General features: G+C 51.3%; 18 protein-coding genes. 3 read left to right on the forward strand and 15 right to left on the reverse strand.

Going from position 1 to position 23,383, the window contains the following annotated elements; all coding sequences use genetic code 11:
• Positions 1–3: 3 nt before the first annotated feature.
• The 7 genes from wcaD to wza all read right to left on the reverse strand — a co-directional run bounded on the left by wcaD (position 4) and on the right by wza (position 7,602).
• A complete protein-coding gene (gene wcaD / locus A9180_RS14850) occupies positions 4–1,224 on the reverse strand; it encodes a colanic acid polymerase WcaD (protein ID WP_064529449.1) in 1,221 nt (406 codons plus the stop codon).
• Positions 1,199–2,416 (reverse strand): colanic acid biosynthesis glycosyltransferase WcaC, encoded by a 1,218-nt coding sequence (gene wcaC, locus A9180_RS14855; protein ID WP_064529450.1) that lies wholly within the window; start codon positions 2,414–2,416, stop codon positions 1,199–1,201. Before wcaC ends, wcaD begins: the two co-directional genes overlap by 26 nt.
• Positions 2,413–2,901, reverse strand: coding sequence for a colanic acid biosynthesis acetyltransferase WcaB (gene wcaB, locus A9180_RS14860; RefSeq protein WP_064529451.1), 489 nt, complete (start codon positions 2,899–2,901; stop codon positions 2,413–2,415). The genes wcaC and wcaB overlap by 4 nt, the downstream gene beginning before the upstream one ends.
• Before the next feature lie 2 nt (positions 2,902–2,903).
• Positions 2,904–3,743, reverse strand: a complete 840-nt coding sequence (gene wcaA / locus A9180_RS14865) for a colanic acid biosynthesis glycosyltransferase WcaA (protein ID WP_064529452.1) — start codon at positions 3,741–3,743, stop codon at positions 2,904–2,906.
• Between the two features lie 105 nt (positions 3,744–3,848).
• Entirely contained in the window at positions 3,849–6,011 is a 2,163-nt protein-coding gene (wzc, locus tag A9180_RS14870) for a tyrosine-protein kinase Wzc (RefSeq protein ID WP_064529453.1), read from the reverse strand.
• 2 nt (positions 6,012–6,013) lie between these two features.
• Positions 6,014–6,457: a low molecular weight protein-tyrosine-phosphatase Wzb gene (gene wzb, locus A9180_RS14875; RefSeq protein WP_064529454.1), complete on the reverse strand. Its 444-nt coding sequence runs from the start codon at positions 6,455–6,457 to the stop codon at positions 6,014–6,016.
• Between the two features lie 5 nt (positions 6,458–6,462).
• Positions 6,463–7,602, reverse strand: a complete 1,140-nt coding sequence (gene wza, locus A9180_RS14880; RefSeq protein WP_064529455.1) for a polysaccharide export protein Wza — start codon at positions 7,600–7,602, stop codon at positions 6,463–6,465.
• Positions 7,603–8,259: 657 nt separating this feature from the next.
• Here wza and A9180_RS14885 point away from each other — a divergent pair.
• A complete protein-coding gene (locus A9180_RS14885; protein ID WP_064529456.1) occupies positions 8,260–9,843 on the forward strand; it encodes a TerC family protein in 1,584 nt (527 codons plus the stop codon).
• Between the two features lie 534 nt (positions 9,844–10,377).
• On the opposite strand, the gene asmA is transcribed toward A9180_RS14885, so the two are convergent.
• From asmA to udk, 3 genes are all read right to left on the reverse strand, one after another.
• Positions 10,378–12,231, reverse strand: coding sequence for an outer membrane assembly protein AsmA (gene asmA / locus A9180_RS14890; RefSeq protein ID WP_064529457.1), 1,854 nt, complete (start codon positions 12,229–12,231; stop codon positions 10,378–10,380).
• A gap of 21 nt (positions 12,232–12,252) precedes the next feature.
• Positions 12,253–12,834, reverse strand: coding sequence for a dCTP deaminase (dcd, locus tag A9180_RS14895; protein ID WP_001234767.1), 582 nt, complete (start codon positions 12,832–12,834; stop codon positions 12,253–12,255).
• Positions 12,835–12,925: 91 nt separating this feature from the next.
• Positions 12,926–13,567 carry a uridine kinase gene (gene udk, locus A9180_RS14900; RefSeq protein WP_064529458.1) on the reverse strand — a complete coding sequence of 214 codons (642 nt, stop codon included), beginning with the start codon at positions 13,565–13,567 and terminating at the stop codon, positions 12,926–12,928.
• A gap of 318 nt (positions 13,568–13,885) precedes the next feature.
• On the opposite strand from udk, the gene A9180_RS14905 reads away from it, so the two are divergent.
• A complete protein-coding gene (locus A9180_RS14905) occupies positions 13,886–17,203 on the forward strand; it encodes a diguanylate cyclase (RefSeq protein WP_064529459.1) in 3,318 nt (1,105 codons plus the stop codon).
• 110 nt (positions 17,204–17,313) lie between these two features.
• Here the strand turns inward: A9180_RS14905 and alkA are convergent, their stop codons facing one another.
• Positions 17,314–18,162, reverse strand: coding sequence for a DNA-3-methyladenine glycosylase 2 (alkA, locus tag A9180_RS14910; protein ID WP_064529460.1), 849 nt, complete (start codon positions 18,160–18,162; stop codon positions 17,314–17,316).
• 133 nt (positions 18,163–18,295) lie between these two features.
• Between alkA and yegD the strand changes: the two genes are divergently transcribed.
• The gene (yegD, locus tag A9180_RS14920) at positions 18,296–19,648 is read left to right on the forward strand and encodes a molecular chaperone (RefSeq protein WP_064529461.1); all 1,353 of its coding nucleotides are present in this window, start codon (positions 18,296–18,298) and stop codon (positions 19,646–19,648) included.
• Between the two features lie 12 nt (positions 19,649–19,660).
• Here the strand turns inward: yegD and A9180_RS14925 are convergent, their stop codons facing one another.
• The 4 genes from A9180_RS14925 to A9180_RS24315 all read right to left on the reverse strand — a co-directional run bounded on the left by A9180_RS14925 (position 19,661) and on the right by A9180_RS24315 (position 23,289).
• Positions 19,661–21,601, reverse strand: a complete 1,941-nt coding sequence (locus tag A9180_RS14925) for a helix-hairpin-helix domain-containing protein (protein WP_064529462.1) — start codon at positions 21,599–21,601, stop codon at positions 19,661–19,663.
• The gene (locus tag A9180_RS14930; protein ID WP_064529463.1) at positions 21,598–22,359 is read right to left on the reverse strand and encodes a PP2C family serine/threonine-protein phosphatase; all 762 of its coding nucleotides are present in this window, start codon (positions 22,357–22,359) and stop codon (positions 21,598–21,600) included. The genes A9180_RS14925 and A9180_RS14930 overlap by 4 nt, the downstream gene beginning before the upstream one ends.
• On the reverse strand, positions 22,356–23,015 hold the full coding sequence (locus A9180_RS14935; protein WP_064529464.1) for a vWA domain-containing protein: 660 nt from the start codon (positions 23,013–23,015) through the stop codon (positions 22,356–22,358). The genes A9180_RS14930 and A9180_RS14935 overlap by 4 nt, the downstream gene beginning before the upstream one ends.
• Positions 23,016–23,232: 217 nt before the next feature.
• Positions 23,233–23,289: a type I toxin-antitoxin system Ibs family toxin gene (locus A9180_RS24315; RefSeq protein ID WP_100692412.1), complete on the reverse strand. Its 57-nt coding sequence runs from the start codon at positions 23,287–23,289 to the stop codon at positions 23,233–23,235.
• Positions 23,290–23,383: the final 94 nt, after the last annotated feature.

Raw genomic sequence — 23,383 nt, forward strand, 5'->3', positions numbered from 1 at the left:
GAATTATTTAGGGTGTATATTTAACGCTTTTCGCAAAATAAACGGACAGACGATTAAAAATGCATATTCCGGGCTAAATATCGAACCGGTAAAAAACAGCGACACCGGCGTAAAAAGATAAAGCTGCACGCGAAAATTGCGATTATCGCCAAAAGCGTTGAGCATCATTTTTATCACTTTCCCCATGTACCACAGCGATAAAAACACAGCAAACCAGGAAAAATAAATAATCAGCAGATACAAACCATTGTCTATGGTTTTTCCGACATCCGCACCGTTAAATATTCCGAATGATGCGACATATTCATAAAGTGAGCCAAATCTGACTACACCGTCAATATGGGTCAAAGAATAACCGACCATCACCAGCGGACCGACAATACGATAATACGATGACGATCCTTCCGTACCTAAATCTCCCAGACGGGTGGAAATATAAGGAAAAGCAATTACCACACCAACCAGGAATACAGCCAGAGAAATCAATGCTAACGGTAACTTTTTCTTAATCGCTTCTTTGTTCAGATATTGAAATGCCCACTCCAGCAAATAAAACAGGATAAAAGTCATAACCCCTGAAAACGATCCGGATAATATTATTCCTGCGAGAATCATAGCATCTGTTTTAGGCGTTTTGATACCAAACTGTTTGATACTGAGCCAAATTGAGATTAATGCCAGAGCGAAAAATGCCGGTTCGAAATAAAGTGCCGTAGTTCGCTTGCCGCCGAATTTAATGAAATTCAGTACATAGCTATTGCTGTAAATCAGATATTTCGAAATCGACTCCATAATACTGCTGCCGCCAGTGAGGATAATTTGCGCCATCTCCACCGCCGCCAGCGCCACCACCAGCCCGACCACCAGATAAAAGAAACGTAATATCTTGCGATGGTTGTGTGGCGAAATCGTTTTAAAGCGAATACTCCACACCATGCCAATAATGATCACAATATAGACAAACAGCATGGTTGAAGTGACGTATTTACTGGCATCCAACGACTGACCAAACAGGTAGTTGAACGCAGTGAGTCCCGCACCAACCCCTAAGGCAATCATCAATTTTTTAACGCTGATGCGCTCTAAAAACAGCAGTAACAAGACGGGTAAAAAAGTGACGATGGTGATGGGGAAACTTTCGCCAAGTTGGGCGATTTTGACGTTAACCAGCAGGTAAATCAGCGGCAGCAGCAGGTAGCTACAGATTCTGATAGAAGTTGACATACTCCTCCAGCATCTGTTGTCCACTGTAGGCGGCGCGGCTGCGTTGGCTGAACTCAGCCAGCGTGGTACCAAATATCGCCTGTGCGATTTCCGGTTTGCTTAACTGCACCAGTTGCAGCACATCTTCTTCGCTGACGGTTTTACCACCGGATTTTTGCAGCACTTCCCGCGCCGCATCGCTATGGGTGGCGATCACCGGCACGCCAATCGATAGCGCCTCACACAAAATCAGCGGGTAGTTATCGACACGAGAACTGAACACCAGCGCATCCATCTGGTTGAGCGCACTCATCAACTTGCGCTTGTCAGTTTCAAAGCCGTGATTAACAACGTTACCAGCGGTGAACGGCGAGAACTTACCGAAAGTATGCAGTTCGATTTTGTCGCCCAGCGCCATCATCTCGCGTACCAGTTGCTGGTTAGTCTTGCCGTCGTAACGCAGGTCATGCGCTACCACCGCGATTTTCGGCTTGCCCTGAGTTTCCCGCACCGGAGGCAAGTCCGCCAGAATCGCTTCGGTTGCCACATCAATACCGTTATTGATAATCCGGCAGCGTCCTGGTCCGTACAGGCTATTAAAAGCATCAGCGACATGCTGACTGGGGGAAATAAACTGACAGCCCAGCGCCAGCATCTCGCGGAACAACTGGCGTTTACCCGCCACCAGCTGGTGTGCGCGATCAATCTTTACCGGCGGATAGTTATTTAAGGTCGGGCATTTCTGACAGCCCGTTTTCCAGCCTTCGCAACCGTCGGTAAAGGCGCAGCGCCCGGTAACACTCCAGTGGTCGTGCAGCGTCCAGACCAGGGTGACATCCGGTTTGTGGTTTTTCACCTTTTCGCAAAAGCGCACTACGCTGTTAAGATTCAACCAGTAGCTGTGCAGTACATGAAAATGCAGGACTACCGGCCCCGATGTGCGGGTAATGGAACGGTATAACTCATTGAAATTGCCGAACAGATCGCGATTAAACAGACGAAACAGTGCAATGTTCACCATCGCCGTCATCCGCGGCGTATGTTTGATTACCTGCGGATAGTTTTGATGGCTGACGCTCTCTTTGCCGCCTTTGCCGTAGCCGTAGACAAAATGTGACGCCAGCCCCTGTTGCAGCGCGCGCTGGTGGAGATCTAACGCCACGCCAGCCGCCCCGCCTTCCGCCAGTCGCACATTAAATTGCAGAATATTCATTTAATTACCTTCACTCGCGCTTTTTCTCCCACCACCAGCGCGTTGTCCGGGACAGAGTCGAGCACCACGCTGCCCGCGCCCACGGTGACGTTGTTACCAAGCGTGATATCACCAAGAATAATGACGTTGGCACCAAGTTCGACGCCGTTGCCAATTTGCGGACATGCCATGTTGTCGGCGCCTCGATTGCCAATAGTGACGCCGTGGCGAATGATGAAATCATCCCCCGCCACCACGTTTTTATTGATCACCACGGCGTAACCGTGATGGATAGTAAAACGGCGGCCAATAGTCGCGGCGGCCTGGATTTCATAACCGAAAAAGCCTTCGGTGATAATGCGATACAGCACCAGCAGCGGAGCCGCCCACAGATTGTTAATAATGTTCTTTTTGCGCCACACTGAGCAAAAATGGGCGACGCGATAGGCGAGAACCATACAGCACGGGCGTAAACTCCAGCTGTTGGCGCGCAGATCTTCCAGCATCGTTAGCGCCCCCGAATTCCATCAGCCAGCCGTTTGCCGTTACGCACCGACAGTAGTGTTAGTAAGGTGCGCCAGGTCATGCGCTTATTGCGGATCTGGTAGAGGGTAAACAACTGATATTTTTTGCTGGCGCGGTCAAATTTGTCTTTGTGCTTGCGGTAAAAATGGAAGTATCCGGAGAATTTTTTTGGTGACGAAGTGATCTGCATTTCGCCATGATTGATATGCAGGATCTGCGTCGCCTCTTCCACTTTCCACGGTTCGCCGTACTCCACCACCATTCGCAGGAAGATGTCGTAATCCTGCGCTGCTTTCAGTTCGGTATCGAACAGGCACTCTTTGAAACGCCACGCCCAGGTAAAAACCTGGTTGCCGATGATATTGCGTTTGTAGAAAAGGCGGCGTGAATAGGGTGATTTGGGATACAGCGGCAAACTTGCCGGTTGGGAATAGACTTCGCCCTGGCAAACGTAGTCGTTGGCGTACAAGAACGCATGAGTGACCAGTTGCTGTTTATGGGCGAGGAAGACGCTCAGTCGATTGGGTGTCCATTCATCATCATCATCGATCCCGGTGATGTACTCCCCTTGCGCCAGCATAATCGCCTGATTGCGTACCGCGCACGCTCCGCTGTTATTGTCGTTGTGAATGTAAGTGATACGCGGATCGTTGAGGGCGATGACGTACTGCTGAAGCTGTTCCCAGGACGTGGAGCAATCATCCACGATGATCATCTCCCAGTTGCTGTAGTCCTGGCGCAGGACCGATTTTATCGCCCGAATCGCCAGTTGTTGGCGGTTCCAGGTTGGCATATAGATTGAGATTAGCGGATTGTCTTTCATAGGTTGTTCTCCCGGCTTATGAGCTGGTTTGCTTGCCGGATGCGGCGTGAACGCCTTATCCGGCCTACGGGACGGTGTGAATGCTGGTATCGGGCAACCGCCTCGTTATTTCGCATCCGACTTATATTCGTACTCGTAATAACCGTAATCCTGATACGCACTGGCGCGGCGGAAAATGGAGTTCAGAATCACTCCTTTCACCGGGATCCCGTTCTGCTCAAAGCGGCTCAGGCTGGTTTCCACTTCTTTCAAGGTGTTGACCGCATAACGCGCCACCATCAACGTGGTTCCGGCGTGACGACCAACAATCGCTGCATCGGTTACCGCCAGAATCGGCGGCGTATCAATCAACACCATGTCGTAGTTTTTACTTGCCCAGCTCACTAATTCGGCAAAGCGTTCGCTCATCAACAGTTCAGAAGGATTCGGTGGCACCTGCCCGCGTGGGATCAGGTCAAATTTGGCAATAGAGGTCGGTTTAGCTGCGGCGGTAATATCGCCCTGACCAAGCAAAATCTCCGACAGGCCATTAACGTTATTGGTGCCGAGCAATTCGTGGGTGTAGCCTTTGCGCATATCGCAGTCGATCAACAACACGCGTTTATTGGTCTGGCTAATGACCGCCGCCAGGTTGGCACAGACAAAGGTTTTACCGATTGATGGGCTAACCCCGGTCATCATCAACACATTGTTCTGCGCCTGCATCATCGCAAAATGCAAACTGGTACGCAGGCTGCGGATGGCTTCAATCGCCAGATCGGTTGGATTCCCCACTGCCAGCAACTGGCTCTGTTTATAGCGTTTGACCCCTTTGATGGTTTTGACGCTATCGCGCGCTTTTTGCCACTCCGACAGCGGGATGCTGGCATAGACGCTGATACCGTGTTCTTCCAGCACTTGCGGGCTTTCAATGCCGCGATTAAACAACGAGCGCAGCAGCACACCAACGATAGAGAGCATCAGGCCGAGGATAATCGCCCCAAGGATAATCAGCCCTTTCTTCGGTTTCAGTACACCTGGCTGGGTGATTGCCGGGTCAACAATGCGCACATCGCCTACGGTGCTGGCTTCGGTGATTTTCAGCTCCTGCTCTTTATTCAGCAGTTGCATATAGACCTGCTGACCAGACTCGACATCGCGGGTCAGGCGCACAATCTCCTGCTGGGTTTTCGGCATCGCCGTTACGCGCCCGTTAAGTTTGGCTTTTTCGTCTTCCAGCGCCTGCCGTTTCTCCAGCAGCGTGCGGTACGCCGGATGAACTTTGGTGAACAGCTTAGAAATTTCCGCCTCTTTAAAGGTCAGTTCGTTCAGCTGCGCGTCGATGTTCACCATCGAATCGAGTACCGCTTTTGCTTCCAGCGGCAGATCAACAGAATCTTTATCCTGACGGAAGGCGTTCAGTTTGTTTTCGGCAACATCAAGGCGGTTGCGCACTTCCGGTAACTGTTGTGCGAGGAAGGCGAGGCTTTTCGACGCTTCCGCCGATTTGCGCTCAATATTTTGTTCCTGGTAGTTACGGGCGATGCTGTTAAGAATGTCGCGGATCTGTTCGCGATCTTCACCGGTATAAGTGAGGCTCAGTACGCCTGCGTCTTTGCCGTTCTCCGTTACCGTCAGGCTGTTTTGCAGTTGATTGATCATCCCCAACGTGGAGTATTTGGTGACGGTAAACTCACTGCCCGGGCTGGCGTGAATGGCTTCAACCATCAGCGTGACGCCTTCTTTTTTCAGCATCTGGCCCGCTTGCCCACGGGCGCTAAAGCCGCCGTCGCTACTCAGTGTGTAGTTTTTGTTGTCCAGAACATTAAGCGTAAACACCTGATCCGCCATCTCTTTTGGGCGGTTAAAGGTAGTCACTTTCACCGTCTCATTCTGACGTCCCATCAGACGATCCCAGCCCGCACCGAAGACAGGGAAGGTGTTTTTACTCACCGCAATATCGAGGTCAAGATCGTCCACCGTTTTACCGAGCACCAGGCGCGAGCGAATCAACTGGATCTCAGCATCCGAGGCTGGCGGTTTGTTGGCTAACGCCGAACCAATGTCCTGCACCAGCGAATTGCCGCCGCTTTGTTCGATTTGTACCAGCGCGTCGGCGCTATAAATCGGCGTGGCGAAGAAGGTGTAAATCACAGCACAGAGGGCGAACACAGCGGTGATGCCAATCACCCACCAGCGCGCTTCAATGACGGTACCGACCAGGCGACCGATATCGATTTCATCACTGCCCGTTACCGGAGCGGCATGTTGTTTTACTTTTTCTGTCATTCTTATACCTGCTCTGCGTTCAATGCCTGCGCCCACTGGCGGGCAGATCGTTCAAGTAATGTGTACACCGCTGCAAATGTTTCCCGACTTTTGCGATACGGATCGGGGATTTCACATTCGTTATCCCAGTGACCAAACAGCATCACTTTGCCGCGCATCTCTGGCGCCATCTCACATAAGCGTTCGATATGGCGCTTTTCCATGGTCAAAATCAGGTTGTAGTTGCGACACAGGCGGCGGCTGATTTGCCGGGCGCAGTGGCCTTCCAGTGACAGTTGATGCTCGGCGGCGACGCTGATGGCAGTAGGATCAGCGCCCTTACCGACCAGCGCGCCGAGTCCAGCAGACTCCACATTCAGTTCCGGGTGATAACGTTGCAGTAAGCGTTCCGCCGTCGGGGAACGGCAAATATTGCCGACACAGACAACTAAGATGTTGTTAAACATGACGATTACCAGTTATGAATGTCGCTGGCTGTATCCGTCATGTAACGGACACCGCTAATAGTTGGCAGCAACTGATTGATCAGACGGTTCCAGCGGGAAACCGGAGCGGTGGTGACGTACACCACGTCATAAGGCTGCAGGCGGAATTCCGTCGCCATCACCAGCGAAGTGGCATCGGACATATCCAGCTGGTAAATGTTGGCAATTTTGCCGTTACGCCCGCCCTCGCCTTTCAGTGGACGAATGACAAAGATGCCGCTGGCGTTGGAGGTGGTCATGTCGATACCTTCGGCATTGCCCAGGGCTTCGGTCAGGGTCATGCCACTAAAGTCCATTTTCAGGGTGCTCTGTTTCTTCACTTCCCCCATCACAAACACTTTTAGATCATCATTACGCGGCACGTAGAGGATATCGCCGGGGTAAAGCAGTCGGTTCTGATTGAGGTCGCCGTTTTGCATCAGCGCCTGCAAAGAAATGCGTTCTTCACGACCATTGTGTGTTAGCACCACGTTGCGCCAGTCAGCGGTATCGGTCAGGCCACCTGCGGCGTTAATGGCGTCGAGAATGGTCAGTGGTACGTTGGTGATGGCCTGTTGACCGGATTTATTCACCTGACCGGAGATATAGGCCTTTTGCGAGCGGAAGGCGGCGATATTAACGTCCACCTGCGGGTCAGCGATGTACGTCGCTAAACGCCCGGTAATATCACTGCGGATTTCAGCGAGCGTTTTCCCCACCACGTGAACCTTGCCGATATACGGGTAGAACATGGTACCGTCAGGCTGTACCCAGTTGCCGGTGTCGCTGGAGCTGCGGTACTGACCAGCTGGCGTGGTGAGTTCCGGGTGATCCCAGACGGTGACATTAAGAACGTCGCCCGGCCCGACGCGATATTGATAATTAGCAATCTCGCTTTCCAGCGTCATATTGGGACGCGCGACGTTGGGGCGTGGGCGTAACTGATCAATCAGGCGCGGGGTCAGCGGATAAACATTCACCATTTTGTCGAGATCGAAATCAGCGTCCTGCTGTTTGATGACGTCTTTACCCATCGTAGACATATTGCTGCCCGGAAGTACTGTGCAACCGCTTATCAAGGTTACTGACACCAATAATGGCATCAATTTCATTTTGGATTTCGTCATTGTTTATTTATCACTTTGGCAGAGTAATTATCCTGTGCGCTATTAATAGCAATGTCGCATGCACATTTACCTTGCAGTTAATTGAATAAAAATTTAACTGGCATCAGTCCTAAAAAAATTGATTTCATCCGCAGGCTATTGACAGAATAATTCAGACTGGTCTTTCAGGCATCCAGACACGCTACCGCCCCTGGCTTTTAGCTACCAATACACTGATTTATCTTAGATTTTCCAACTCTTTCATCATGCAGCCGTTTATGAAAAAGCGTTATTCCGTAAATTAATTTTCCAGATATAAGGTGGCATTATGGTATTTGAATATTGGCTCTCCAATAATGCAGGAGGAAGTGTTACAGCTAACGGAATAGCAGGCAAGGTAACAAATCGGCAATTGGCTATTTTTAAGAATTATATTAAGTTTATTCTGCGGTGTTTTTTAGGAGTTTCTTTATGTTGACAATATTTAATATAGTATCTCTATATGCGATATTTCTTAAATAACGTTTAATTATTACCGCTTTTAATTCAGGGATAATGCGATGTTATAGCCCTCAAATAAAGTGAGATAAATAGTGCAGCAACATTGCATTTTGGCCCCGAATTATCCATGATCGAATTGTGACATTTGTCATACAACGAATAGGTTTTGTACTTACTATGGAATGGATTGCCGATCCGTCTATCTGGGCCGGGTTAATCACGCTGATTGTGATCGAACTGGTCCTCGGCATTGATAACCTGGTCTTTATTGCCATCCTCGCCGAAAAACTACCGCCGAAGCAGCGCGACCGCGCACGGGTTACCGGGCTGTTGCTGGCAATGTTAATGCGCCTGTTACTGTTGGCGTCAATCTCCTGGCTGGTCACCCTGACCCAACCACTGTTCAGCTTCCGCTCGTTTACCTTTAGCGCCCGCGACTTAATCATGCTGTTCGGTGGTTTCTTCCTGCTGTTCAAAGCCACGATGGAGTTGAACGAACGACTGGAAGGGAAAGACAGCAATAATCCCACGCAACGCAAAGGTGCGAAGTTCTGGGGCGTAGTCACGCAGATAGTGGTTCTGGACGCGATCTTCTCACTCGACTCGGTGATTACCGCCGTCGGAATGGTCGACCATTTACTGGTTATGATGGCCGCCGTCGTTATCGCTATCAGCCTGATGTTGATGGCCAGCAAGGCGTTAACTCAGTTCGTTAATAGCCACCCAACCATCGTTATTCTCTGCTTAAGTTTCTTGTTGATGATTGGCTTTAGCCTGGTGGCGGAAGGTTTCGGATTCGTCATTCCGAAAGGCTACCTGTACGCTGCAATTGGCTTCTCGGTGATGATCGAGGCGCTCAATCAGTTGGCTATCTTTAACCGACGACGTTTTCTCTCCGCTAACCAGACGCTGCGCCAGCGGACTACCGAAGCGGTAATGCGCTTATTAAGCGGGCAAAAAGAAGATGCGGAACTGGATGCCGAAACTGCGTCCATGCTGGTGGATCATGGCAACCAACAAATCTTTAATCCGCAGGAACGGCGGATGATTGAGCGGGTACTTAATCTTAACCAGCGTACTGTCAGCAGCATCATGACATCACGCCACGATATTGAACATATCGATCTCAACGCGCCGGAAGAAGAGATCCGCCAGTTGCTGGAGCGAAATCAGCATACGCGACTGGTGGTTACCGACGGTGACGACGCGGAAGATTTGCTCGGTGTTGTTCACGTGATTGACCTGCTACAACAGTCGCTGCGCGGCGAACCGCTCAACCTGCGGGTACTGGTTCGCCAGCCGCTGGTGTTCCCGGAAACCTTACCGCTGTTACCTGCTCTGGAGCAGTTCCGCAACGCTCGTACGCACTTTGCTTTTGTGGTGGATGAATTTGGCTCGGTAGAAGGGATTGTGACATTAAGTGACGTCACCGAAACCATTGCCGGTAACTTACCGAACGAAGTGGAAGAGATCGACGCCCGTCATGATATTCAGAAAAATGCCGACGGTTCCTGGACGGCGAATGGTCATATGCCGCTGGAAGATCTGGTGCAATATGTGCCACTGCCACTGGATGAAAAACGGGAATATCACACCATCGCCGGGCTGCTGATGGAATATTTACAGCGTATTCCAAAACCTGGCGAAGAAGTACAGGTGGGGGATTATTTGCTCAAAACGTTGCAGGTGGAAAGCCATCGCGTGCAGAAGGTGCAGATTATTCCACTGCGTAAGGATGGCGAGATGGAGTACGAGGTGTGATGGCATGTAGGCCTGATAAGACGCGTAAAGCGTCGCATCAGGCGTTTCATTCAACCGGGAGAGTATGTGACATTAGAAGCTGTTCCGTTCACTTTATGTTCCTCGCTATTTTGGAACGCTCAAGCCGGTGAACGTGCCAGGGTGGCTCAATCGCCACCACCCTGGCAACCCGGGCTCCCGGCGGTAAATCGCCGCTAGCGCGGAATATTCGGCCCATCCCTGGGCCTCACCCCTTCGGGGCCAGCGCAGGCGCTGTTCAAAATTGCTCCCGGCAATTTTGTCCTCATCTTATTCCTTTCGGCTATCAGGTACGGGCGCGAGGTAACATCCCTGTAAAACGCGCCCTCAGCCCACATCCATGTGGGCTGACCCGGCCTACAGGAAACGATTCGGCGATTTACAGCCGGACCAACACCTTCGCTGAAGTATCTTACTTTTACTGATAATTCATCTGTGCTGAAAGTAATCTAAGTGATTGCCTGATGCGACGCTTTACGCGTCTTATCAGGCCTACAGCATATGTCATCTGGAAACTTACATCTTCTCCAGCAACTTCTTCACATCTTTGCTATTGCGGGAATCTTTATTCCGCTCGGCCCAGTCGTTAAGACGGCGTTTGGCTTCATCCTGTAAGTGTTTACGCAGTAACTGATCTACTTGCAGGCTGTAATTGAGTTGCTGCCAGTTGCCATAAACCCGCAGAGGAACCGGCGTTTCTTTGAGGAAATCAATCAGTTTGCTTTCCCCGTTCCAGCCACCAATCACACGAATGTCAAACTGGGTGTCGCAGGTTTGCTCTGCCAGATTCAACGTGCCAGTCCCTGAAAGCGCCAGCACTGGCGATTGACCTTGCATGTCGTTTAACGTCACGACGCCATCCTTCAACGTCAGATCGGTGGTAAAGCTATCAAGCCGCGTCACGTTATCGAAGTTTTCAGCGACCTTCACATCACCGCCATTACGTTCTACCGCTTGTTGGATCATCTGCTGGAAGTTCATGCCTTCCATGCGCGTATCAGCCATTTCGACATGCGCCTGTCCTTGCCAGGTGTGACGGAATGCGTTGGCATCAATGTCAGCACCAGAGAAATCCCCTGCCAGCGACATTTTCCCCGTTAGTGAGATGGGGTAGTTGAAGGCATTCAGAATGGTGCCAATCTCGACATTTTCCAGCCGAGGATGGAAGACTATCCGTGGATGTGAGGCTGTTGCATCCAGCGTACCCGGTAACGACACGACACCGTCGTTAAGTTTGCCCTGCAACTGAATAATCTCCAGCAGCCCCGACCTGTTGGTCATTTGCGCAGTGACATCGGTAAAATCCATTCCACGCCAGCGCACATTATTGGCCTGCAACAGAATATCTGCCGCAAAGCCTTTCAGCCCCTGATACGCGGGCTCATCAATGCGTGAGGAAATTACCGGACGAGGCAACGTTGGCTGGTTTTGTCCCTGTTGAGCAACGCCATTTTGCGTAGTCATCGCCTCATTCATTGGCAGCAAATTATCCAGATTTAACTGGGCAAATTGCAGTCTGAGCAGCCATTCTGGCTTCTCAAGCAGCGCTACCTGCGCCTGACCGGTCAGATTACTGTCATTAGCGGTTAAATTGATTTGTTCAAAAGCGAGACGTTTTTGCGCTTCCTGCCACTGAGCCTTGAACTGACCATGACCCTGAATCCCCTGCTTCGGGAGATCTGCGCCCTGCAGTTGCCAGTCAATCTGTTGAATATCCGCCGTTAAATCATGGGGGTAATCAGAAGCATCAACAGTCCCCTTGAGCGCTAACGTGAGATCGCGTTGGTCGCGATTTACCCGACCAGAGAATTCAAACGATCCGCGATGTTGTGGATCCTGCTCCATTTGCAGGCGGATATCACGTACCGTAACCTGTTCGTCATTTTCATGCTGGAACACCAACACGCTGTCACTGACTCGCAGACTGGCGATATCGAACGACCAGCCACGATCTTCCGCGTCATCGGGTAAGGTATTGTCTTTCGGGGCTATTGGGGCGTCTTCACTGCGCACCGCTTCTGTTTCCGGCGTCAGTTGAATGACCGCCCCTTTGAGCATGACTTGCTTAACGCTGAGTTGATGACTCAATAAAGGCCACAAGGCCACATCAAGGCGCATATTATCGGCACGTACCAGCGGTTGGCTGGCCCCGTTAGCCGTTAATATCATGCGACCAGAAAGGATACTAAGCTGCGGCCAGACGTGCCAACGCAGTGGCCCGTCGAGCTGCAATTGATAACCGCTACGTGCAGCAACCTGCTTGACCATATAGTCACGGAAATCATTCGGATTCACCAGCAACACCAACGCAGATAACCCAGCCACCAGCACGGCCAGGAGTATCATCAGCGTCGTCAGAAATCGTCTCATGGTATCCTCAGTGAGCCTGAATTAGTCTTTATCGATACGACTGGCGACCGCGCCCTGCTGGTTGCGATATTTCGCATCTTCACGGCGGTTATACGGACGCGCTGCCGGACCTGAAAGCGGCTCAAAACTCAGCGCGCCAATAAGCATGCCCGGACGCAGGGCCAGCGGCAGTTTACCGGAGTTGTAAAACTCAAGCACAATGCAGCCTGACCAGCCAGGATCGATACGGTGCGCGGTAACGTGCACCATCAGCCCCAGACGCGCCAGTGAAGAACGCCCATCCAGCCAGCCCACCAGATCGGCTGGCAGCGTAACCGACTCCAGCGTCACCGCCAGCGCCAGTTCTCCCGGATGGAGATAAAACGCCTCGCCCTCATCAAGCACAATTTCATCGCTCATCACCCGGTCAAGCGCAGCGCTCACTTCGTCTTTGGGACCGCTCAGATCGATAAACGCTGCCGTGTGACCACGGAAGGTACGAAATTTATTGCCCAGGCGTACATCCACCGTCGCGCCATTAATACGCTCCACTGGTGGACGTGGGTTGATCGACAAACGGCCTTCATCAAGCCAGGCTTCAATATCTCGGTCACACAGACGCATGGCATTTTCTCCTTTCGCGCATCACTCCCTTAACGCCAGTTACGTCAAGGGCATACCAGGTTATCACTGAACGGTACACAATTTATCAAGCTTATTCAAAGAACTGACTTATTTTCGCTTTCAATATATCGATCGCGATGCGGTTTTTACCGCCGCGCGGCACGATGATATCTGCATACTGTTTAGAAGGTTCAATGAATTGCAGGAACATCGGGCGCACGGTTTTTTGATATTGCGCCATTACAGAATCCATCGAACGACCACGCTCATTAACATCGCGCTTAATGCGACGCATCAGGCAGATATCCAGTGGGGTATCCACAAAAATCGAGAAGTTCAACTCGTCGCGTAGACGCGCATCCGTCAGCAGCAAAATGCCTTCAAGAATAATGACTTTCTTCGGTTCAACCTTCACCGTTTCTTTCATACGCGTATGTTCAACATAGCTGTAAACCGGCAGGTCGATAGCCGAGCCGCGTTTCAGCGCCTGCAAATGTTGCAACAGCAGGCTGTGATCCATCGCGCTGGGGTGGTCATAATTAGTTTTAACCCGTTCTTCCATCGACAGATGGCTTTGATCTTTGTAGTAACAGTCTTCCGGAATAACGCCGATGTGTTCATCGCCGACTTGTTCACGTAATTCACGATAAAGGGTACTGGCAATGAGACTCTTGCCGGAAGCCGATGCGCCTGCGATACCGATAATGACGCACTGATGAGACTGATCAGTCATAAATTTAGCGACCTGATTAACCTGGATGTTAGGAAGGGGGCGCCGAAGCGCCAAACGCGGCAATTATAGGGATTTCATCCGCGTGATACCAGTCGAATAGCGTTGCCTTGCTCTCAGAGTTAATTGTTGACGATCAATTCCCTGATGCAAATTTAATTGCTCAGTTATGACGCAAGGTGAAAAATGTTATGCATAGTTGCGCAAATTATCCGCCATTACGTCACTTTATGAGCAATTTGCATATAAAATGTAAAACTTTTGTACTAGCATAAACACAGATACTAATACTGACGGCCTTGCCATACGGATAGAGCGGTAATGAGTAAACCATCACAGCGTGTTTTAATTACCTTGCCTCATCCCCTGCTTCACCTCGTCAGTTTAGGTTTAGTCTCGTTTATCTTTACCCTTTTTTCGCTTGAGCTTTCGCAATTTGGCACTCAGCTTGCGCCGCTATGGTTCCCCACTTCCATTATGATGGTGGCGTTTTACCGCCATGCCGGACGCATGTGGCCAGGCATCGCGTTAGCCTGCTCGCTGGGAAACATAGCCGCATCCATGCTGCTCTTTTCCACCAGTTCGCTCAATATGACCTGGACGGCTATCAACATTATTGAAGCCATCGTGGGCGCAATGCTGCTGCGAAAATTATTACCGTGGTATAACCCGCTACAAAATCTGGCTGACTGGCTTCGTCTCGCATTTGGCAGCGCCATCGTGCCGCCAGTATTAGGCGGCGCGCTGATTATCCTGCTTACGCCAGGCGACGATCCCCTGAGAGCATTTCTCATTTGGGTGCTTTCTGAATCCATCGGCGCCCTGGCGCTGGTACCGCTGGGCCTGTTGTTTAAACCGCATTATCTATTACGCCATCGTAACCCACGACTGTTGTTTGAAACGCTGCTGACGTTAGCTATCACATTGACGTTAAGCTGGCTTTCGATGCTGTACCTGCCGTGGCCTTTCACTTTCATTATTGTGCTGCTGATGTGGAGCGCCGTTCGCCTGCCACGAATGGAAGCCTTTTTGATCTTCCTCACTACAGTGATGATGGTGTCGTTAATGATGGCTGCCGATCCCACCCTGCTTGCCACGCCGCGAGCGTACCTGATGAGCCATATGCCGTGGCTGCCATTTTTGCTGATCCTGCTTCCCGCCAACATCATGACCATGGTGATGTACGCCTTCCGCGCGGAGCGTAAGCATATTTCCGAAAGCGAAACCCGCTTTCGGAACGCCATGGAGTATTCCGCTATCGGCATGGCGTTAGTGGGTACTGAAGGGCAATGGCTGCAAAGCAACAAAGCCCTATGCCAGTTTCTCGGCTACAGCCAGGAAGAACTGCGTGCTCTCACCTTCCAACAGCTGACCTGGCCGGAAGATCTCAATAAAGATCTGCAACACGTTGAGAAGTTGATTAGCGGTGAAATCAATACCTACTCGATGGAGAAACGCTACTACAACCGCCACGGCGACGTAGTTTGGGCGCTGCTTGCCGTCTCACTGGTACGCCACACCGATGGCAAGCCACTCTACTTCATTGCGCAGATAGAAGACATTAACGAACTAAAACGCACCGAGCAGGTGAATAAGCAACTGATGGAACGCATCACGCTGGCTAACGAAGCTGGCGGGATTGGTATCTGGGAATGGGAGTTGAAACCAGATATTTTCAGTTGGGATAAGCGGATGTTTGAACTATATGAAATTTCCCCGCATATCAAACCAAACTGGCAGGTTTGGTATGACTGCGTGCTGCCGGAAGATCGCGAACACGCCGAAAAAGTGATTCGCGATTCGCTGCAGGCTCGTTTGCCTTTTAAACTGGAATTTCGCATTACGGTAAAAGACGGTATTCGTCATATCCGCGCACTCGCCAATCGGGTTCTGAACAAAGAAGGTGAAGTCGAACGCCTGCTTGGCATCAATATGGATATGACAGAAGTAAAACAGCTCAACGAGGCGCTGTTCCAGGAAAAAGAACGTCTGCATATCACCCTGGACTCTATCGGTGAAGCCGTGATCTGTATTGATATAGCGATGAAAATCACCTTTATGAATCCAGTCGCTGAGAAAATGAGCGGCTGGAAGCAAGAAGAGGCGTTGGGCGTTCCGCTGCTGACGGTATTGCATCTTACAACTGGCGACACCGGACCGTTAATTGAGAACATTTACAGTGCCGACACGTCACGTTCTGCTATTGAACAGGACGTGGTCCTCCACTGCCGTAGCAGTGGCAGCTATGACGTCCATTACAGTATTACGCCGTTAAGCACCCTGGATGGTAGCAGCATTGGTTCGGTGCTGGTGATTCAGGACGTCACCGAATCACGCAAAATGCTACGCCAACTTAGCTATAGCGCCTCCCATGATGCCCTGACGCATCTGGCGAACCGTGCCAGTTTTGAGAAACAACTGCGAATACTGCTGCAAACCGTTCACAGCAGGCATCAACAACATGCACTGGTGTTTATCGATCTTGATCGCTTTAAAGCGGTAAATGACAGCGCCGGACACGCGGCAGGCGATGCTTTGCTGCGCGAGCTGTCTTCGTTGATGCTGAGTATGCTGCGCTCCAGCGATCTACTGGCACGGCTCGGTGGTGATGAATTTGGTCTGTTGCTGCCGGATTGTAATGTCGAAAGTGCTCGTTTTATCGCGACGCGCATTATCAATGCGATTAATGATTATCACTTTATGTGGGAAGGTCGGTTACATCGGGTAGGAGCAAGCGCCGGGATGACGTTAATAAACGACAGTAATCATCAGGCAGCAGAAGTTATGTCCCAGGCCGATATCGCCTGTTATGCTTCGAAAAATGGTGGTCGTGGTCAGGTCACCGTTTATGAACCACAGCAGGAAACGGCACATAATGAACGGACAGTGATGTCGCTCGATGAACAGTGGCGGATGACTAAAGAGAATCCGCTTATGATGATTGCCCACGGCATCGCTTCGCCACGAATCACGGAAACGCGTAGTTTGTGGTTGATTTCGCTTAAGCTCAGGAGTAGCAAAGGCGAGTTGATTGATGAACAGACATTCCGCCGTAGCTTCAGCGATCCGGCACTCAGCCACGCGCTTGACCGCCGGGTATTACGTGAATTTTTCCAACAAACAGCAAAAGCGGTTGCCAATAAAGGTTTAAGCATCGCCCTTCCCCTTTCCGTTGCGGGGCCTCACTGCGTCACTCTGGTAGACGAACTGCTTGAGCAACTGGAACAAAGTTCATTACCGCCACGATTGCTCCATTTGATTATTCCCGCAGAAGCGATTTTCGACCACGGGCTGGCTGTGCAAAAACTTCGGCTTGCCGGATGCCAGATCATACTCAGCCAGGTAGGGCGCGACCTGCAAATATTCAATACGCTCAAAGCAAATATGACGGATTATCTCCTGCTTGACGCCGAGTTATGCGCCAGCGTACAGGGCAATTTAATGGATGAGATGCTGATTTCTATCATTCAGGGTCATGCCCAGCGGTTGGGCGTGAAAACCATCGCCGGGCCAGTCGCGTTGCCATTGGTGTTGGATACGCTTTCTGACATTGGTGTTGACCTGATTTATGGCGATGTGATTGCCGAGGGCCAGCCGTTGGAATCACTGGTTAATAGCAGTTATTTCGCAATTAACTGAGTATTGCACTCCCCCTTTGCCTGATGCGACGCTGACGCGTCTTATCAGGCCTACAAATCGCTCATTCCCCAGGACGGATAAGGCGCCCGCGCCGCATCCGGCAACCAGAATCAGGTATCTTCGGGTAGCCAGCCTTCCGTATACCAGATATGCAGCAACGCATAAGAGCGCCAGGGTTTCCAGCGTTCGGCATAACGGCGAATTTGTGCCGGCGTCATTCCCGCAAACCGCTGTTTAATCAGATAATCATCCGGCAGGAAAACGTCCTTCGCCTGCCAGCCACGTAAGGCAAAATAATTCGCAGTCCAGCGCCCGATACCAGGAAAAGTTTGCAGCGTTTTCATCGCTTGATCCACATCGCCCGGAATCGTCATTGGTAAGGAACCATCCAGTGTCGCATTTGCCAAATGGATCAGTGCCTCTGCCCGTTTCAGCGGCATGCCCAACGCTTTTAATGCCAGCGGGTCGGCTGCTGCCAGCCGCTGAGGCGTGGGAAAGCAGACATAATCCGGAAAATCATCCAGCCGTTCGCCATAAAGCTGTGCCACTTTAGCGGTCAATTTTGCCGCCATCGCCACGCTCACCAGTTGGCCTAAAATGGCGCGCACGCCCTGTTCAAAAGCATCAACGCTGCCAGGTAAACGCAATCCAGGCCGCGCCGCGCCTAACTCGCCCAACGCCTCGTTAACAATCTGCGGGTTACATTGCAGATCAAATAAGCGGCTCATTTTCGCCAGACACTCAGCGGCAACGGGTTCTAAACCAGCACTTAAATTTATGTGCAACGTATGGCTGGTGATATCCGGAATAGCCGTCACCACGCCACGATATTCGCCCACAGCCAGGCTACGGGCATAATAATCGTCAGCGACCGTTTCCACACCGCTCACCGCACGGGCAGCAAGAAATCCCAACATCCACGACCAGTCATACGGCGGCTGCCAGTTCAGGGTATACATCGCATCTCCTTATTCATCCGCTTTCAGCATAAACGTTATTCAGACGCTGCGCTTTGCTTTCATATTCCGGTTGTCGCGACGGCAACATTTCGCTAAAGTCACGCCCCTTCTTCACCGGCATGGGGATTATTTCGTGTTTATTGGTTTTGATTACGGTACAGCAAACTGTTCAGTAGCGGTGATGTGCGATGGTAAACCGCAGTTGCTGAAAATGGAAAACGACAGCACGCTGCTGCCTTCAATGCTTTGCGCACCAACGCGTGAAGCGGTAAGCGAATGGCTGTACCGCCATCATGATGTTCCGACAACTGACGATGAAACACAGGCACTGTTACGTCGGGCGATTCGTTACAATCGCGAAGAAGATATCGATGTCACGGCGAAAAGCGTGCAGTTCGGTCTTTCCTCACTGGCGCAGTACATTGAGGATCCAGAAGAAGTGTGGTTTGTGAAATCACCAAAATCGTTCCTCGGTGCCAGCGGCTTAAAACCACAGCAGGTGGCGCTGTTTGAAGATCTGGTCTGCGCAATGATGTTGCATATTCGCCAGCAGGCACAAGCTCAACTGCCGGAGGCAATTACTCAGGCAGTGATTGGTCGCCCGATCAACTTCCAGGGGCTGGGTGGCGATGAAGCAAACGCCCAGGCGCAAGGGATTCTGGAGCGCGCGGCAAAGCGTGCCGGATTCAGGGATGTAGTATTTCAGTACGAACCAGTGGCGGCTGGGCTGGATTACGAAGCGACCTTGCAGGAAGAAAAACGCGTGCTGGTGGTCGATATTGGCGGTGGTACTACCGACTGTTCGTTGCTGCTAATGGGACCGCAATGGCGTTCGCGTCTCGATCGTGAAGCCAGCCTGCTTGGACACAGTGGTTGCCGTATTGGCGGTAACGATCTGGATATCGCACTGGCGTTTAAAAACCTGATGCCGTTGCTGGGCATGGGCGGCGAAACTGAAAAAGGCATCGCCCTGCCGATCCTGCCGTGGTGGAACGCGGTGGCGATCAACGATGTGCCTGCGCAGAGCGACTTCTACAGTAGTGCCAACGGTCGTTTACTTAATGATCTGGTACGCGATGCCCGCGAGCCGGAGAAAGTGGCCCTGCTGCAGAAAGTCTGGCGACAGCGTTTAAGCTATCGGCTGGTACGCAGCGCGGAAGAGTGCAAAATTGCGCTTTCCAGCGCAGCGGAAACCCTCGCGTCGCTGCCGTTTATCAGCGATGAACTGGCTACACTGATTAGCCAGCAAGGGCTGGAAAGCGCCCTCAGTCAACCTCTGGCGCGTATTCTGGAACAGGTGCAACTGGCGCTGGATAACTCCCAGGAAAAACCGGACGTCATTTATCTGACCGGCGGTAGCGCCCGTTCCCCGCTGATTAAAAAAGCACTGGCAGAACAGTTGCCGGGTATTCCGATTGCAGGCGGCGATGACTTTGGCTCCGTCACCGCCGGACTGGCACGCTGGGCGGAAGTGGTATTTCGTTAATTGAAACATGACTCAGCAGCGGCTTAAATCAGCCTGCGCCTGAGCCAGTTTTTCTGCCGCCTGACGTAGCGGTTCCATCAACGGCATAGCCCGTGCAGAGGCATGAAGATGGAATCGCTGCAACTCTGCCGCGCCCTCTGTCAATGCGGCTTCCAGCCGATGTCGTTTGGCGACCATTTTCGCCGTGACTGCTTGTCTGTCTGCTGGTGTTACCGCTTCATTCGGCCTGAACACAAAACGGCGTTCGCAACTCGCTTTCCAGTCGATAACCGCCTGTGTCAGATGGTCGCCAAATCCTTTCACTTGCTTAACGCCGCGCCGGGTCACATCTGCTGCTGTTTCAATCCCAAAGGACCGTAACGCCGCTTTACGCGCCGGGCCAACGCCCGGAATGGATGCCGCATCAATGAAAAATCCCTCCAGAAACTTCTGCTTCTGGCGTTCCCTTGCGGTGTTGTGAAGTGCTGCCAGAGTGCGTTTTTCTTCCTCCGGCAATCCCAAAAGCTCGTCCTTTATTTTTTCGAGCATCGTCCGTTTAGCGATAAAACCTTCCAGCCCCCCCACCTGCTGGATCTGGCTGACTAAATGGTCATAGTCCATTTTTGCGCGGTTAAGAGCCTCACGGCGTTGCTGGATTTCTGCTTTGTAAGCTTTGCTTGTCAGACTACCAATAATCCAGATAGCCGCCAGCACAGGAACCAAAATAATATAACGCGGTTCTACCTGAAGACCGCAAAGCAACAGCGATAACGCTGACAGTACGATCTCAATCAGAATGATATATTCACGCCGTAACAGGCCTAAAGGAAGCGGCCTGCCCCCAGGTTGGAAATGAGTGGGCAACGGTAATTGTAGCGCTCGCGGTGCTACTGACGACATTACCACCGCCCAGACTTTAGCCAGTACAAAATTTCCGCCAGTGGTAATGACCTCTTCACCGAGATCAATAAAATAGATAACACCTTGATTATCCAGCGCACACCACGGGCAGTCGGTTAAATGTCCGGGGTAAACATGCATTGCTGAAACGGCACATTTCTTTAACTGTTGGCGTAAAGAATCAAGTGCCGCTACCCACGCATTTGCTGTAGGACGCGCGGTTGCCACGCCACTTTCAGTGAACGCCTGCTGAAACATGGCTTCAACATCACCCGGTAACATCGATAGCGGAATCGATCGTGGCGGCGGTTTTAAGCCACGTTGCTGATTGTCTGACGCGTAGGCATAGCGGAAATGGGCGATATCCGTCTCCAGCGCATTCCCCGCTGCAGAGATAAGCGGCACACCTGAATAAGGATGACGCCCACCAAACAAGACGTGAAAAATCAGCAACGCAAGGCCAAAATTATCGTGATTAGTTGTGCGTTCAAAGCCGACAAATGACGCCAGGGCTTGCAACTCTGGCGGTGTAAAATGCGACACACCGACTTCGCATAAATGCAGCGTGCCATTAGCATTTATCTGAAAGGAGTCGCTATCTATCAGCACCACTTTGCTGTCGCGACCTACCATAAAACTGTTCTGGTTAACGTCACCGACGACGTGCCCGTGCTCATGCACCGCAGCGAAAGAGGCCGCCATATTGCGCGCAACATAGAGTAGAAAGTCCCACGCACAATGAGGGTAACTCTGGCGACGATGTGCCGGGCTATAGATCATATGAATCGGTTCTTTACCAGAAACTTTTGGCATCATAAAACCGATAACTTTTCCGCCTCGTCCACCGTGAAGGGTTGCCTGCGGCCAGGCGACATAATTCAGCAACTGTGCGTCAGCTGTCGCAGCCATAAAGGCAAGTTTGTCCTGTTTTAAGGCGGGTGGCGGCGTGTGGTAAATCTTGGCGACGCTATCGGCAAACTCCGCGATATCATAAACCGCGCCTTCACCACCTTTGCCCAGTTCACGGCCTGGCGTAACGCACTCACCAGTAGCAGTATATAAAGTGGGTTTCATGGTAACCACAGCGCCAGTGCCAGGGTTTTATCATCATCGGTACGCTCGTTTACCGCCGGGCTGGACAAAAACTGCTTTAACAATTCAGGTAATAAATCGAATTGTTCCTGCGTTGCTGACGCCAGTCCATTGAAAAACGGGGTAAAGAAAGGCACATGAGGAGAATTATCCAGCATATTTAACGCCAGCCGCTGAATACCATCCGTAAATGCTGCAACTTTATGCGCACACTCAGTGCTGGTGTAAGTTTCCAGTCTGGAAATGGCATCTTCATCGGTAATAAAGTGCGTCATATTGGCATATTCACCCACCATCGGCGTGAGCGGCAGTTGCAGACCACGACCAAAATCCACCACCACACCGCCGTCGCCAATTTGCATAATCAATGTGCCGTTAGGCGATGAAATCAGTCCCAGAAATGTGCAGGCAAAATCGCGAACCGCTAATTCTTTAGCTTCAGCCTCAGCAAAAAGTCGCTGACGAATGTTCAGCACAATATCCGTTGCGAGGACATCATTGAGTCCAAATTCACCGTTCTGCACTTTTTGCGACACATAAGTCATCGCTTCATTGACAGTAAGCATCGCCCCCTCCCCGCCCTGCGAGACGCTACCTGCACCATCAGCAAGAAACATCACCAGTAATGGTTGCTGGTCTTTTAGCCATGCGACCTGTATCTGGCAGGCATCCTGACAAGGCAAATCAGCGCTAATGTGCGACGTTCCGACAGCAGAGGCATAAACCGGACGCCAGGTCACACTGATGTCCAGCCTTTTGGCGCTTCCAGCACAACTTCCGTTCCTGGCGTGGAGCGGGAAACCGAACGTAGCGAACTGGATAACCAGCTAAACAGTTCGCGGAATTGTAATCCATGCAGGGACAAAGGCTGACGGACGCTGATTTGGGCCAGAGTCTTCATATCAGCCCCCTGAACACCAATGGTAAAGAAGGCAAACTTCTTATCTTCTTCTCCCTGAAACACTTTGTTGGCGGCAGCCAGCCATTCATCGGTTGGTGCACCATCGGTGATCAGGAAAATCCACGGGCGATAATACGAAATACCATTTGCGCGGTACTCACGTTTCCGCTCTTCAACCATATCCAGGGCTTTGGTAATGGCGGCTCCCATTGGCGTATCGCCCTGGGCAAACAGGATGGGCGGGAAAAAATTAGCGGCGCTGGTAAATGGTTGTTCCACATGCACCGGGCCGAACGTCACAATACCGAGTTCCACTCTTTTTAAGGCTAGCGGATCGGCAAGCAGTTCATCGCGAAAGGTAACCAATCCGGCGTTAAGTTCATTAATGGGTCTGCCGCTCATCGAGCCAGAAACATCCAGCAGCAAAATGCAGGGGCAACGTGGTTCCGGGTTACTGGCAAAATCGCTGGTGGCAAACGTGATTTGTTCGCTCATAAGAGGTCCTTTCTTAGAGAATTATTGAGGTCCGGTATCATACCGACTGCAATAATGAAATAAGAGCAAACGAAGACATTTTCAGAATTAGGCCCGGCGGCGCAGATAATTTTGCTATTCGCCTCGCAAGAACGGAGAGCAGTCGATTGACAGTAAGGGCGGAGTGACATACTTTCAGGAGTGAGGGTAGAGCGGGGTTTCCCCCGCCTTGGTAGTCTTAGTAAGCTGGCCAGCTAATGACTAAGAGCACCACGATGATGAGTATTTTCATCATGACCCTTTCCTTATTTAAGGCCCCTTCCTCGGGCTGTCTCTTATACACAAGTCCCCACCCGGGGATTTGTGATGTCTGTCAGTCTGCTTTAGGG

The sequence above is a fragment of the Escherichia sp. B1147 genome (assembly GCF_001660175.1).
Lineage (GTDB): Bacteria > Pseudomonadota > Gammaproteobacteria > Enterobacterales > Enterobacteriaceae > Escherichia > Escherichia whittamii.

Bases quoted from the DNA above. Each gene is read 5' to 3' on its own strand.
- wcaD (WP_064529449.1), bottom strand. From the start codon at position 1,224: ATGTCAACTTCTATCAGAATCTGTAGCTACCTGCTGCTGCCGCTGATT.
- wcaC (WP_064529450.1), bottom strand. From the start codon at position 2,416: ATGAATATTCTGCAATTTAATGTGCGACTGGCGGAAGGCGGGGCGGCT.
- wcaB (WP_064529451.1), bottom strand. From the start codon at position 2,901: ATGCTGGAAGATCTGCGCGCCAACAGCTGGAGTTTACGCCCGTGCTGT.
- wcaA (WP_064529452.1), bottom strand. From the start codon at position 3,743: ATGAAAGACAATCCGCTAATCTCAATCTATATGCCAACCTGGAACCGC.
- wzc (WP_064529453.1), bottom strand. From the start codon at position 6,011: ATGACAGAAAAAGTAAAACAACATGCCGCTCCGGTAACGGGCAGTGAT.
- wzb (WP_064529454.1), bottom strand. From the start codon at position 6,457: ATGTTTAACAACATCTTAGTTGTCTGTGTCGGCAATATTTGCCGTTCC.
- wza (WP_064529455.1), bottom strand. From the start codon at position 7,602: ATGACGAAATCCAAAATGAAATTGATGCCATTATTGGTGTCAGTAACC.
- A9180_RS14885 (WP_064529456.1), top strand. From the start codon at position 8,260: ATGGAATGGATTGCCGATCCGTCTATCTGGGCCGGGTTAATCACGCTG.
- asmA (WP_064529457.1), bottom strand. From the start codon at position 12,231: ATGAGACGATTTCTGACGACGCTGATGATACTCCTGGCCGTGCTGGTG.
- dcd (WP_001234767.1), bottom strand. From the start codon at position 12,834: ATGCGTCTGTGTGACCGAGATATTGAAGCCTGGCTTGATGAAGGCCGT.
- udk (WP_064529458.1), bottom strand. From the start codon at position 13,567: ATGACTGATCAGTCTCATCAGTGCGTCATTATCGGTATCGCAGGCGCA.
- A9180_RS14905 (WP_064529459.1), top strand. From the start codon at position 13,886: ATGAGTAAACCATCACAGCGTGTTTTAATTACCTTGCCTCATCCCCTG.
- alkA (WP_064529460.1), bottom strand. From the start codon at position 18,162: ATGTATACCCTGAACTGGCAGCCGCCGTATGACTGGTCGTGGATGTTG.
- A9180_RS14925 (WP_064529462.1), bottom strand. From the start codon at position 21,601: ATGAAACCCACTTTATATACTGCTACTGGTGAGTGCGTTACGCCAGGC.
- A9180_RS14935 (WP_064529464.1), bottom strand. From the start codon at position 23,015: ATGAGCGAACAAATCACGTTTGCCACCAGCGATTTTGCCAGTAACCCG.